This window comes from Aeromicrobium halocynthiae, from assembly GCF_039531385.1.
Taxonomy (GTDB): domain Bacteria; phylum Actinomycetota; class Actinomycetes; order Propionibacteriales; family Nocardioidaceae; genus Aeromicrobium; species Aeromicrobium halocynthiae.
Window position 1 is genome coordinate 97,837 of the sequence record NZ_BAAAPY010000001.1, and the last position, 13,424, is coordinate 111,260.

At 70.0% G+C, this 13,424-nt stretch carries 11 protein-coding genes; 9 read left to right on the forward strand and 2 right to left on the reverse strand.

What is annotated here, in order from left to right; genetic code table 11:
* Positions 1-203: 203 nt before the first annotated feature.
* The gene (locus ABD213_RS00380) at positions 204-857 is read right to left on the reverse strand and encodes an MBL fold metallo-hydrolase (RefSeq protein WP_344322970.1); all 654 of its coding nucleotides are present in this window, start codon (positions 855-857) and stop codon (positions 204-206) included.
* 41 nt (positions 858-898) lie between these two features.
* Between ABD213_RS00380 and ABD213_RS00385 the strand changes: the two genes are divergently transcribed.
* Both ABD213_RS00385 and uvrA read left to right on the forward strand, forming a co-directional pair.
* Positions 899-1,102, forward strand: coding sequence for a hypothetical protein (locus tag ABD213_RS00385; protein ID WP_344322972.1), 204 nt, complete (start codon positions 899-901; stop codon positions 1,100-1,102).
* A gap of 147 nt (positions 1,103-1,249) precedes the next feature.
* Positions 1,250-4,144 carry an excinuclease ABC subunit UvrA gene (uvrA, locus tag ABD213_RS00390; RefSeq protein ID WP_344322974.1) on the forward strand — a complete coding sequence of 965 codons (2,895 nt, stop codon included), beginning with the start codon at positions 1,250-1,252 and terminating at the stop codon, positions 4,142-4,144.
* A 124-nt stretch (positions 4,145-4,268) separates the two neighbouring features.
* Here the strand turns inward: uvrA and ABD213_RS00395 are convergent, their stop codons facing one another.
* Entirely contained in the window at positions 4,269-5,102 is an 834-nt protein-coding gene (locus ABD213_RS00395) for a hypothetical protein (protein ID WP_344322977.1), read from the reverse strand.
* Positions 5,103-5,511: 409 nt separating this feature from the next.
* Here ABD213_RS00395 and uvrC point away from each other — a divergent pair, with 409 nt between their 5' ends.
* From uvrC to tpiA, 7 genes are all read left to right on the forward strand, one after another.
* Complete coding sequence (gene uvrC / locus ABD213_RS00400) at positions 5,512-7,479, forward strand: excinuclease ABC subunit UvrC (protein ID WP_344322979.1); 1,968 nt, start codon at positions 5,512-5,514, stop codon at positions 7,477-7,479.
* A complete protein-coding gene (gene rapZ, locus ABD213_RS00405) occupies positions 7,476-8,336 on the forward strand; it encodes an RNase adapter RapZ (protein WP_344322981.1) in 861 nt (286 codons plus the stop codon). The genes uvrC and rapZ overlap by 4 nt, the downstream gene beginning before the upstream one ends.
* A complete protein-coding gene (locus ABD213_RS00410; RefSeq protein WP_344322983.1) occupies positions 8,333-9,277 on the forward strand; it encodes a gluconeogenesis factor YvcK family protein in 945 nt (314 codons plus the stop codon). The genes rapZ and ABD213_RS00410 overlap by 4 nt, the downstream gene beginning before the upstream one ends.
* 34 nt (positions 9,278-9,311) lie before the next feature.
* Positions 9,312-10,295 (forward strand): DNA-binding protein WhiA, encoded by a 984-nt coding sequence (gene whiA, locus ABD213_RS00415; RefSeq protein ID WP_344322985.1) that lies wholly within the window; start codon positions 9,312-9,314, stop codon positions 10,293-10,295.
* Between the two features lie 105 nt (positions 10,296-10,400).
* Positions 10,401-11,405 carry a type I glyceraldehyde-3-phosphate dehydrogenase gene (gene gap / locus ABD213_RS00420; protein WP_344322988.1) on the forward strand — a complete coding sequence of 335 codons (1,005 nt, stop codon included), beginning with the start codon at positions 10,401-10,403 and terminating at the stop codon, positions 11,403-11,405.
* Between the two features lie 7 nt (positions 11,406-11,412).
* Complete coding sequence (locus tag ABD213_RS00425; RefSeq protein WP_344322990.1) at positions 11,413-12,630, forward strand: phosphoglycerate kinase; 1,218 nt, start codon at positions 11,413-11,415, stop codon at positions 12,628-12,630.
* On the forward strand, positions 12,630-13,424 hold the full coding sequence (tpiA, locus tag ABD213_RS00430; protein ID WP_344322992.1) for a triose-phosphate isomerase: 795 nt from the start codon (positions 12,630-12,632) through the stop codon (positions 13,422-13,424). The genes ABD213_RS00425 and tpiA overlap by 1 nt, the downstream gene beginning before the upstream one ends.

Genomic DNA, 13,424 nt, shown 5'->3' on the forward strand with positions numbered 1-13,424 from the left:
CAGGGGTTCCTCCGGAACGAGTAGGTACGGCGACACTCGCCGGAGGTCTCTCCCGTCCGATCGCTGTGCGGTCGGACTGCCGTCCCGGAACGGGGATGTACGTGATGACGAGGCGGCAACGGGGCGGGGATACTCCCCTCCAGGGCTCGGCCATTCAACCACGCACGCCGCGAGATGGCATCACCCGCGCCGTGTCGCGATGATCACCACCCGCGCTCGCGCCACTCCTGCAGGTGAGGTCGCTCGGCGCCGAGCGTCGTGTCGTCGCCATGGCCCGGGTAGACGTGGGTGTCGTCGGGGAACCGGTCGAAGATCCGCTGCTCGACGTCGTCGATCAGCTGGGCGAAGTCCGCCTCGGACCACGTCTTCCCGACGCCGCCGGGAAACAACGAGTCGCCGGTGAAGAGGTGGACGACGCCGTCGGGGTCGTCGTAGGCCAGGGCGATGGAGCCCGGGGTGTGGCCGCGCAGGTGGACGACCTCCAGCTCGCACGAGCCGACGCGCACCCGGGAGCCGGCCTCGACCCGCTCGTCGACGGTGAGAGGCAGCTCGTCGGCATCGAGCTCGCCGGCGACGGTGCGCGCGCCGGTCGCGGCGACGACCTCCTCGAGCGCCTGCCAGTGGTCGCCGTGCCGGTGGGTGGTGACCACGCGCGCCAACCCGTCGTCGCCGACGAGCTCGAGCAGGCGATCGGCCTCGTTCGCGGCGTCGACGAGGACCTGCTCCCCGGTGAGCCCGCACCGCAGCAGGTAGGCGTTGTTGCTCATCGGACCGAGGGCGACCTTCGTGATGCGCAGGTCACCGGCGTCCTGGACGTCCACGGGTCCACCGACCTCGACCGCTCCCGAGTAGCTCATGGTGCGATGCTAGGGCACCGAACCGATCCAAGGAGTCGAGCGTGAACGAGCCGGCAGCTGCACTCGGTGCCGTGGTGGGCACCCTCCTGATCGTCGGAGTGGGCGTGCTCGTGCTCGTCCTGGGCCTGCGGCGCCGGCGTGCGGGCCGGGGCGGCACGGTGCTCGTCGTGGTGGGGGCGGTCCTGACCGTCCTGTTCACGCTCGGGGCGCTCGGCAACCTGGCCCGGCTGGGCGCCGGCGGCTGAGCCGGTCCCTTCAGGCGGGCCGGACGAGGTGCCCGGTCGCTCGCCGAGATGTTTGTGTCGGTGCGCTCCACTAGGCTGGAAGTGCCGTGTGCGGGGCCGTCCTCGGGTCGTCTGCGGTGCCCGTAGGAGCCATCCGACAGGAGTCCAGTGAGCAAGCAGGTCACCCGCCCCACCGGTCGCGGAAGCACCGACACGATCGTCGTGCGCGGTGCCCGTGAGCACAACCTCAAGGACATCTCCCTCGACCTGCCGAGGGACGCGCTCATCGTGTTCACGGGACTGTCCGGCTCGGGCAAGTCCTCCCTGGCGTTCGACACCATCTTCGCGGAGGGACAGCGACGGTACGTCGAGTCGTTGTCGGCATACGCCCGCCAGTTCCTCGGGCAGATGGACAAGCCCGACGTCGACTTCATCGAGGGCTTGTCCCCGGCGGTCTCGATCGACCAGAAGTCCACGTCGCGCAACCCCCGCTCCACCGTCGGCACCATCACCGAGGTCCACGACTACCTCCGCCTGCTGTACGCCCGCGCCGGGCGCCCGCACTGCCCCGAGTGCGGCGAGCCCATCACCCGCCAGACGCCCCAGCAGATCGTCGACCGCATCCTCGAGATGCCCGAGGGCTCGCGCTTCCAGGTGCTCGCGCCGGTCATCCGCGGACGCAAGGGCGAGTACGCCGAGCTCTTCCGCCAGCTCCAGCAGCAGGGGTTCAGCCGCACGGTCGTCGACGGCTCGATGCACAACCTCGCCGACGAGCCACCCAAGCTCGCCAAGCAGAAGAAGCACACGATCGACGTCGTCGTCGACCGCCTGCAGGTCAAGACGTCCATGCAGCAGCGGCTGACGGAGTCCATCGAGACCGCTCTCGGCCTGGCCGACGGCCTGGTGCTGGCCGACTTCGTCGACCTGCCCGAGGACGACCCGCAGCGGCTGCGCCGCTTCTCCGAGAAGCTCGCGTGCCCCAACGACCACCCCCTCGCGATCGACGAGCTCGAGCCGCGGTCCTTCTCCTTCAACGCCCCCTTCGGCGCGTGCCCGGAGTGCCACGGACTCGGGACCCGCATGGAGGTCGACCCCGAGCTCGTCGTGCCCGATCCGTCGAAGTCCCTCGACGAGGGTGCCATCGCACCGTGGAGCTACAACCAGGTCTCGGAGTACTTCCAGCGCATCACCCAGTCCCTCGCCGAGGAGCTCGGCTTCTCCACCGCCACCCCGTTCGAGGAGCTGGGCTCGGACGTGCAGAAGGTGCTGCTGCACGGCCACCCCGACAAGGTGCACGTCCGCTACAAGAACCGCTACGGCCGGCAACGCTCCTACTACACGGCGTTCGAGGGAGCGGTCTCGTTCATCGAGCGTCGCCACGAGGAGACCGAGTCCGAGACCAATCGCGAGCGCCTCGAGGGCTTCATGCGTCAGGTGCCGTGTGGTGAGTGCGACGGCACGCGCCTCAAGCCGGTGATCCGCTCGGTCTTCATCGAGAGCGTCGAGCACGGGTCCAAGAACATCGCCGAGGTCTCGGCCATGTCGATCGCCGAGGCGGCGGACTACCTCTCCGACCTCGCCATGACCGAGCGTGAGCGCCACATCGGCGAGCGCGTCCTGAAGGAGATCCACGAACGTCTGCGGTTCCTGCTCGACGTGGGGCTCGACTACCTCAGCCTCGACCGAGCCGCCGGTTCGCTCTCCGGTGGCGAGGCGCAGCGCATCCGGCTCGCGACGCAGATCGGCGCAGGTCTCGTCGGCGTCCTCTACGTCCTCGACGAGCCGTCCATCGGACTGCACCAGCGCGACAACCACCGCCTCATCGAGACGCTGGAGCGTCTACGCGACCTCGGCAACACGCTGATCGTCGTCGAGCACGACGAGGACACCATCCGCGCCGCCGACTGGGCCGTCGACATCGGGCCCGGGGCGGGGGAGCACGGGGGTCAGGTCATGGTCTCCGGTCCCGTCGAGGAGCTCCTCGCGAGCAAGGACTCGGCCACGGGCCGGTTCCTGTCCGGGCGCGAGCGCATCGAGGTGCCGGCGGTGCGCAGGCCCCGCGACCCGGAGAGGGAGATCACCGTCCTGGGCGCTCGCGAGAACAACCTGCGCGACGTCGACGTCACCTTCCCGCTGGGCCAGTTCGTCGCCGTCACCGGCGTCTCGGGCTCGGGAAAGTCCACGGTCGTCAACGACATCCTCTACACGTCGCTGGCACGCCAGCTGCACGGCGCGCGCACGATCCCAGGCCGGCACCGCACCGTCACCGGCGTGGAGAACATCGACAAGGTGATCCACGTCGACCAGTCACCCATCGGGCGGACCCCACGCTCCAACCCGGCTACCTACACCGGGGTCTTCGACCACGTCCGCAAGCTGTTCGCGCAGACCCCCGAGGCCAAGATGCGCGGCTACCTGCAGGGGCGCTTCTCCTTCAACGTCAAGGGGGGGCGCTGCGAGGCCTGCTCGGGTGACGGGACGATCAAGATCGAGATGAACTTCCTGCCGGACGTCTACGTCCCGTGCGAGGTCTGTCACGGCGCCCGCTACAACCGCGAGACGCTCGAGGTGCACTACAAGGGCAAGAGCATCGCCGAGGTGCTGGACATGCCGATCGAGGAGGCCGTCGAGTTCTTCGAGGCCATCCCGGTCATCGCCCGGCACCTGCGCACGCTCGTGGAGGTGGGCCTCGGCTACGTCCGGCTGGGGCAGCCGGCCACGACGCTCTCCGGCGGCGAGGCCCAGCGCGTCAAGCTGGCCGCCGAGCTGCAGAAGCGCACCTCGGGCCGGGCGCTGTACGTCCTCGACGAGCCGACGACCGGCCTGCACTTCGAGGACATCCGCAAGCTCCTCGCGGTCCTCGGCCGTCTCGTCGACGCCGGCAACACCGTCATCGTGATCGAGCACAACCTCGACGTCATCAAGACCGCCGACTGGGTCCTCGACATGGGTCCCGAGGGCGGCAGCGGCGGCGGTCAGCTCATCGCCGAGGGAACGCCCGAGGACCTCGCCCAGCACCCCACCAGCCACACCGGCCGCTTCCTCGCCCCCTTGCTCTCCTGACGTCGCGCTGATTCCCAAGAATTCCTGGGAATCAGCGTCTGGTCATGGCTTCCACGGACCTGTGTGGCGTTGCACCGTGTGCCGAGTGCACGAAAGCCGTGCCGAGTCACGAGTTGGCTGTCCATCACACGACATGACGCCGTCCGCGCGTGAGACGGTCCGCCGAGACTGCGAGTTCATGGGCCAGCCGCCTTCCGGTGGCGGCGGAGGTGTCTACCTGCACCTCCGACCACACCATGCGGCTCACCCCATAGCCCAGCGAACGCAGACGATCCTCTCGCAGCTTCTCGCGTACGAGGACGCCGCTCGGGTCCTCGTTGGGACGCAGGTCGCGAAGATACTTGCGGAACCCGTCGAACTCGCCAAGGTGGCACAACTCGATCCATCCGAGATCGTTACGAGCGATGAAGGCGCCATCGGCGTCGCGGATCTCCACCTGGGTCTGCGGTCGCGGCAGGCGCGCATCGAGGCAGGTGAGTCGAGCCAAGGTCTCTCCGGCACTCTCAGCACCGCCGTCGACGAGTCGTGCCGTCATCCGGGCGACGCGCGAACCCGGCCATCGTCGGCAGTGTTCGCCCTCCGCGATGATCTGTTCCTGCGTGGCCATTGCGAGATTCACGGCCGAGTCCATCGAGACCAGACCGGTCCGCCGGGAGGAGATGCTGGCGAGCTCCCAGACCGCCCGCGGAGCGTCGACGCAGTGACGCCCGTCGACGACCGTCACCGACTCCGGGCTGGGTTCCGCTCGGTGATGCACCACCCCGGATTCCTGACGTCCGCCGCCCGCATCGAGTCTGACGACATGGACCGTCGACAGGTCGACGCCGTGCAGTGCCACTCCGTGGCAGGCCAGGGCGCTGTGGTGCGAGAGCGCCACTGCCCCCGACGGGAACTTGTCGATCACCGACCGTGCCAGCACGATGTGGCGTTCGGTCGGGTCGAGGACGTCCCAGGTCACCGACGGCGCGTAGGTGCCCACCCTGATGCGTCGGATCAGACCGGCGCGTACGAGTCCGCGGATCTGTCGGTCGGTCCCTGCGTTGTCGAGGATGTCAGCCCTGTGGAGGTAACCCCCATTGTGCTCGGCCATCAGCAGAAGATGCTCGTCCATGCAGGCAGGATGGTCGTGTGCAGAGCCTCGCTCCAGGCGAGGTATTCGCCCCTGTGCACAGCCGTCCGCTGACAACGTGACTGTGGACGACGCCTCCCGCATGTCGTGTCGAGCTCTGCATGGATTCCTCCCACTTCGTGGGTGATGCGATCCGTGCAAGGCGCGGGAAGCCAAGACCTAGTCGACGATTCCCATGAATTCTTGGGAATCATCGATCGGAGGAGGGGATGTCGGGAGGCGCTCGTAGAGTGGGGACGTGGCCGATCCCGCGACGTACCGACCGAGGCCGGGGGAGATCCCCACCGCGCCGGGTGTCTACCGCTTCCGCGACGAGCGGGGCCGGGTGATCTACGTCGGCAAGGCCAAGTCGCTGCGGGCGCGGCTGAACTCCTACTTCCAGGATGTCGCGGGCCTGCACGAGCGCACCGCCCGCATGGTCACGTCCGCGGCGTCGGTCGACTGGACGGTCGTCGACACCGAGGTCGAGGCGCTGCAGCTGGAGTACACCTGGATCAAGGAGTTCGACCCGCGCTTCAACGTCAAGTACCGCGACGACAAGAGCTACCCGTGGCTCGCGGTCACCGTGGGCGAGGAGGTCCCGAGGGTCCAGGTCATGCGCGGCAAGCAGCGCAAGGGCGTGCGGTACTTCGGCCCCTACGGCCACGCCTGGGCCATCCGCGACACCGTCGACACGCTCCTGCGCGTCTTTCCCATGCGCTCGTGCTCGGCCGGCGTCTACCGGCGGGCCGCGGCCATCGGACGCCCCTGCCTGCTCGGCGACATCGGCAAGTGTGCCGCACCGTGCGTCGGACGGGTCACCCCCGACGAGCACCGCGAGATCGTCGACGACTTCATGGCCTTCATGGCCGGCAGCACCAGCGGGTTCACCAAGTCGCTGGAGCAGAAGATGGCCGCTGCCGCGGCGGAGCAGGAGTACGAGCTCGCCGCCAAGTACCGCGACGACCTCGGCGCGCTCAAGCGCGCCCTGGAGAAGCAGACGGTCGTCCTGGGCGACGGCACGGACGCCGACGTGCTCGGGTTCGTCGACGACCCCCTCGAGGTCGCAGTGCAGATCTTCTCCGTCCGCGGCGGACGGATCCGCGGCCAGCGGGGGTGGATCGCCGACAAGGCCGACGAGGCGCCCTTCGCCGAGCTCGTGCAGCGTGCCATCGTCACCCTCTACGAGGACGCCTCCGCCGAGGCAGTGCCGCGCCAGGTGCTCGTCCCCGCCCTGCCGAGCGACCCCGAGGTGGTCGGTGAGCTGCTGCGCGAGCTGCGCGGCGGACCCGTCACCATCCGCGTCCCGCAGCGCGGTGACAAGAAGCGCCTCATGGAGACCGTCCAGCAGAACGCGCAGCAGTCCATGGCCAGGCACAAGCTCAAGCGCGCCGGTGACCTCACCGCCCGCAGCATCGCCCTGGAGGAGCTGCACGACGCCCTCGAGCTGCCCGAGGTGCCGCTGCGGATCGAGTGCTACGACATCTCCAACCTCCAGGGCAGCGAGATCGTCGCCTCCATGGTCGTCTTCGAGGACGGCCTCCCGCGCAAGAGCGAGTACCGACGCTTCACGATCCGCCACGAGGGCCAGAGCGACGTCGCCGCGATGGACGAGGTCATCACCCGCCGCTTCCGACGCCTGCTCAAGGCGCGCGAGCAGGAGCAGGCCGATGGCGCCGGTGAGTCCTCCGGTGTCGAAGAGGCCATCGATCCCGACACCGGGCGACCCCGCAAGTTCGCCTACGCCCCCTCCCTCGTGGTGGTCGACGGTGGTCCGCCCCAGGTCGCCGCCGCCCGGGCCGCCATGGACCGACTCGGCATCACCGACGTCGCCCTGTGCGGGCTCGCCAAGCGGTTGGAGGAGGTCTGGGTGCCGGGGGACGACGACCCCGTCATCCTCCCGCGCACCAGCGAGGGGCTGTACCTGCTGCAGCGGGTCCGCGACGAGGCGCACCGCTTCGCCATCGCCCACCACCGCCAGCGCCGTGCCAAGGCGATGACCGGCAGCGCGCTCGACGACATCGAGGGTCTCGGCCCCGGCCGGCGCAAGGCGCTCATGAAGCACTTCGGCTCCGTGCGGGCGGTCCGCGCCGCGTCGGTCGACGAGGTGGCGCAGGTGCCCGGGATCGGCCGGTCTACGGCAGAATCCATCGTGGCGGCGCTCGCTGCCGAACCCAGTGCACCGACCGTCGACACCGCGACGGGGGAGATCGTGGAGGACCGATGACCCAGCTCTCGTCGTTCGTGCTCGTCACCGGCATGACGGGAGCCGGACGTGGGACCGCGGCGAAGGCGCTGGAGAAGCTCGGCTACTACGTCATCGACAACCTGCCGGCCCAGCTGTTGCACGACGCGGTCTCCACGGTCGAGCAGGGAGGGGAGATCTCCCGTCTCGCCGTGGTCATCGACTCCCGTTCCGGCACCTTCTTCAACGGCACCATCGACGCGTTGGAGCAGCTGCGCGAGCGGGGACTGCGCGCCAAGATCCTCTACCTCGAGGCGGCCGACGAGGTCCTGGTCCGACGCCAGGAGGCGGCCCGGCGCCCGCACCCGTTGAGCATCGAGGGTCGCCTGCTCGACGGGTTCGACCGGGAGCGCGAGCTGCTGCGCAGGCTGCGCGGGCGGGCCGACCTCGTCGTCGACACCTCCCGTCTCAACGTCCACCAGCTCGCCCAGCGCATCCGCGCGGCCTTCGAGGAGGGCGAGGACGGTCTGCGCGCCTCGGTCGTCTCGTTCGGGTTCAAGTACGGCATCCCGATCGACGCCGACATGGTCGCCGACATGAGGTTCCTGCCGAATCCCTTCTGGGTGCCCGAGCTCAAGCCCATGAGCGGACTCGACGCACCGGTCGCGGAGTACGTGCGCAGCCAGCCGCGGGCCGAGGAGTTCCTCGACACCTACGAGGCGCTCGTCTCCCTGCTGACCGACGGCTTCCTGCACGAGGACAAGCGGTTCCTGACGATCGCGATCGGCTGCACCGGTGGACGGCACCGCAGCGTCGCGATGTCGGAAGCCTTCGCGGTCCGGCTGCGCTCGCACGGGGTCCGCACCCTCGTCGTCCATCGCGACCTGGGGCGCGAGTGAGCCCCGTACGCGTCGTCGCCCTCGGAGGCGGGCACGGTCTGGCGGCGACGCTGTCGGCGTTGCGACTGCTCGAGACCCGCATCACGGGGATCGTCACCGTCGCCGACAACGGAGGCTCGTCGGGACGCCTGCGCGAGGAGCTCGGCATCCTCCCACCGGGCGATCTGCGCATGGCGTTGTCGGCGCTGTGCGGCGACGACGAGTGGGGGCGCCGGTGGGCCGACGTCCTGCAGCACCGCTTCGAGGGCGACGGCGCGCTCCACGGTCACGCGGTCGGCAACCTGCTGATCGCCGGGATCTGGGAGATCCTCGGCGACCCCGTCGACGGTCTCGACCTCGTCGGCCAGCTCCTCGGCGCACGGGGGAGGGTCCTGCCGATGTCCGCGGTGCCGCTCGACATCGAGGCCGACGTCCACCTCGACGACAGCCCCGACCAGCTCACGGTGGTGCGTGGCCAGGCCGAGGTGGCGACGGTCGAGGGTCAGGTGGTCAGCGTCCGCCTCGACCCGCACGACCCCCCGGCGTGCCCCCAGGCGGTGCAGGCCGTGCAGGACGCCGACTGGGTCGTCGTCGGGCCGGGGTCCTGGTTCACGAGCGTCATGCCGACCCTGCTGGTACCGCAGCTGCGGCGCGCGCTGGTCGAGACGTCGGCTCGACGCATCCTCGTGCTGAACCTGCAGGAGCAGCCCGGCGAGACCGAGGGACTCTCGCCTGCCGACCATCTCGAGGTGCTGGCGGCGCACGCCCCCGAGCTGCGCCTCGACGCGGTCCTCGTCGACGACTCGATGATGGGCGACGAGCAGGTCCTCCGCTCCGCCGCGGCCCGGTTCGGCGCGAGCCTGCACACGGGTCCCGTCGCGCGCGACGAGGCCCGCGACCAGCACGACCCGGCCCGGCTCGCCACGGCGTTCGCCAGCGTTGTGGGCCCGGGCATAGAGTGACGCTGATCGGTCGCACCAGCGGGAGGATGCACGAATGGCCATGACGGCACAGGTCAAGTCCGAGCTCTCCAGCACGGTGGTCTCGAAGGCCTGCTGCCGCAAGGCGGAGGTCGCCTCCATGCTGCGCTTCGCCGGCGGCCTGCACATCGTCGCCGGCTCGATCGTGGTCGAGGCCGAACTCGACACCGGCGCGGCCGCTCGCCGCCTGCGGACCAACCTGCTCGAGATCTACAACCACCAGAGCGAGGTCATGGTCGTCCAGGGCACCAACCTGCGCAAGGGCACCCACTACGTCGTGCGGGTCGCTCGCGACGGCGACTCCCTGGCCCGCCAGACAGGTCTCGTCGACTCCGGAGGCCGACCCGTTCGTGGCCTGCCGCCGCAGGTCGTCTCCGGCACGACGTGCGACGCCGTCGCCGCGTGGCGCGGCACGTTCCTGGCCCACGGGTCGCTCACCGAGCCGGGCCGTTCCTCGTCGCTGGAGGTCAGCTGCCCGGGACCGGAGGCCGCGCTGGCCCTCGTCGGCGCCGCCCGGCGTCTCGGCATCCAGGCCAAGGCCCGCGAGGTGCGCGGGGGCGACCGCGTCGTCATCCGCGACGGTGAGGCGATCGGGGCACTCCTGACCCGCCTCGGCGCGCACGAGTCGCTGCTGGCGTGGGAGGAGCGGCGCATGCGCCGTGAGGTCCGGGCCACCGCCAACCGGCTCGCGAACTTCGACGACGCCAACCTGCGCCGCTCCGCTCGTGCCGCGGTGGCGGCCGGGGCGCGCGCCGAACGGGCCCTGGACATCCTCGGTGACGAGGTGCCCGACCACCTCAGGCTGGCCGGCGACCTGCGGGTCACCCACCGCCAGGCCAGCCTCGAGGAGCTCGGCCAGCTGCACGAACCGCCGCTGACCAAGGACGCCATCGCCGGACGCATCCGACGGCTCCTGGCGATGGCCGACAAGCGTGCCGAGGAGCTCGGCGTCCCCGACACCGAGGCCAGCATCTCCGAGGACCTGCTGCCCGAGGAGTGACCCGGTGCGTGCGGGCCGGGCCCGTGGTCGACCGCGAATAGGAGCCGGGACGCGGAGTCGATAGGCTGGTGGCGACCAGCACCCCAGACTCAGGAGCACCCTGCCGTGACCGTTCGCGTTGGCATCAATGGCTTTGGCCGCATCGGCCGCAACTTCTTCCGCGCGGTGCGCGCCGCCGGCGCCGACATCGAGATCGTCGCCGTCAACGACCTCACCGACAACAAGACGCTCGCGACCCTCCTGAAGTACGACTCGATCCTCGGCCGCCTCGACGCCGACGTCACCTTCGACGAGGAGTCGATCACCGTGGGTGGCTCGCGCATCGCCGCGTTCGCAGAGCGCGACCCGGCCCAGCTGGACTGGGCCTCCGTCGGCGTCGACGTCGTCGTGGAGTCCACCGGATTCTTCACCGACGCGACCAAGGCGAAGGCGCACGTCGACGGCGGTGCCAAGAAGGTGATCATCTCCGCTCCGGCGAAGAACGAGGACATCACGATCGTCATGGGCGTCAACCACGACCTCTACGACGGTGAGAAGCACACCGTCATCTCGAACGCCTCGTGCACCACGAACTGCCTCGCCCCGCTGGCCAAGGCGCTCAACGACTCCATCGGCATCCAGCGCGGTCTCATGACGACGATCCACGCCTACACCCAGGACCAGAACCTCCAGGACGCCCCGCACGGCGACCTGCGTCGCGCCCGTGCTGCTGCGCTCAACATCGTCCCCACCTCGACCGGCGCCGCCAAGGCGGTCTCGCTCGTCCTGCCCGAGCTCAAGGGCAAGCTCGACGGCTACGCGCTGCGTGTGCCCGTGCCCACCGGTTCGGCCACCGACCTGACCTTCACCGCCGGTCGCGAGACGAGCGTCGACGAGATCAACCAGATCGTCAAGGACGCCTCCGAGGGCGCGCTCAAGGGCTACCTCACGTACACCGAGGACCCCATCGTCTCCACCGACATCGTCACCGACCCCGCGTCGAGCATCTTCGACTCCGGACTGACCAAGGTCATCGGCGACCAGGTCAAGGTCGTCTCCTGGTACGACAACGAGTGGGGCTACTCCAACCGGCTGGTCGACCTGGTCACCCACGTCGGCGCCTCGCTCTGAGGTCCGCGTGAAGACGATCGACGACCTGCTGTCCAAGCACGACGGCTCGCTCGACGGCGTGCGCGTGCTGGTGCGCAGCGACCTCAACGTCCCGCTCGACGGTCGGACGATCACCGACGACGGTCGGGTGCGCGCGAGTGTGCCCACCATCGAGCGGCTCGCGAGCGCGGGCGCCCGGGTGCTCGTCACCGCGCACCTGGGTCGCCCCAAGGGCGTCCCCGACCCCTCCTTCACCCTGCTCCCGGTGGCCGAGCGACTGGGCGAGCTGCTCGGCACGCCCGTGCTCTTCGCGGGCGACACGGTCGGCGACGAGGCCTCGCGCATCGCGTCGGCCCTCGAGCCCGGTCAGGTGGCGCTGCTGGAGAACGTCCGGTTCGAGGCCGGCGAGACGAGCAAGGACGACGAGGAGCGTGGCGCGTTCGCGGACCGCCTGGCCGCCCTGGCCGACGTCTTCGTCTCCGACGGGTTCGGGGTCGTGCACCGCAAGCAGGCGTCGGTCTACGACGTCGCCACCCGCCTGCCGGCGTACGTCGGCGGCCTGGTCGAGGCGGAGGTCGAGGTGCTTCGACGCCTGACCGAGGACCCGGCCCGTCCGTACGCCGTCGTGCTGGGCGGTTCGAAGGTCTCCGACAAGCTCGGCGTCATCGACCACCTGATCGACAAGGCCGACAGCCTGCTGATCGGCGGCGGCATGGTCTTCACGTTCCTCGCCGCGCAGGGTCACTCGGTCGGCTCGTCCCTGCTCGAGCAGGACCAGGTCGAGGTCGCGGCCCGCTACATCGAGCAGGCCGAGGCCAAGGGCGTCGAGATCGTGCTCCCCACGGACATCGTGGTCGCCCCCGAGTTCTCCGCCGACGCCCCGGCCACCACCGTGTCCGCCGACGCCATCCCGGACGACCAGATGGGTCTGGACATCGGTCCGGACTCGGCCGAGCGGTTCGCCGAGGTCGTCCGCGGCGCGCAGACGGTCTTCTGGAACGGTCCGATGGGGGTCTTCGAGTTCGACGCCTTCGCCGCAGGCACCACGACCGTGGCCGAGGCCCTCACACAGGTCGGCGGCGGCGACGGCCTCTCGGTCGTCGGCGGTGGGGACTCCGCCGCTGCCGTGCGGGCCCTCGGGTTCGACGACGACGCGTTCGGGCACATCTCCACCGGCGGTGGGGCGAGCCTGGAGTACCTGGAAGGTGCCACCCTGCCCGGGCTGGCCGTGCTGGAGGAGAGCTGATGAGCCGCACCCCGTTGATGGCGGGCAACTGGAAGTCCAACCTGAACCACCAGGAGGCGGTCGTCCTGGTCCAGAAGCTGGCCTGGACGCTGCAGGACAAGAAGCACGACCCCGCCAAGGCAGAGGTCGTCGTCATCCCGCCGTTCACCGACATCCGCAGCGTCCAGACGCTCGTCGACGGCGACCGCCTCGACCTGCGCTACGGCGCGCAGGACGTCTCCCAGCACGACGGCGGCGCCTACACCGGCGAGATCTCCGCAGCGATGCTCGCGAAGCTCGGCTGCTCCTACGTGGTGGTCGGGCACTCCGAGCGCCGCGAGTACCACGCGGAGAGCGACGCGATCGTGAACGCCAAGGCGCACGCCACCCTCGCGGCGGACATGTCGCCGATCGTCTGTGTCGGTGAGGGTCTCGAGGTGCGTCAGGCCGGTGACCACGTCACCTACACCCTGGAGCAGCTGCGCGGCTCGCTGGACGGACTGACGGCCGAGCAGGTGGCCGACGTCGTCGTCGCGTACGAACCGGTCTGGGCGATCGGGACGGGCGAGGTCGCCACGCCCGAGGACGCCCAGGAGGTCTGCGCGGCCATCCGCGGCGAGCTCGCCGACCGGTTCTCGTCCGAGGCTGCGGCCTCGACGCGTATCCTGTACGGCGGATCGGTCAAGGCGGCCAACATCGCCGCGATCATGGCGAAGCCCGACGTGGACGGCGCCCTGGTCGGAGGCGCCAGCCTCCAGGCGGAGGAGTTCGCCGCCATCGCCCGGTTCTACGACATGCCGAACCTGTCGGTGTGA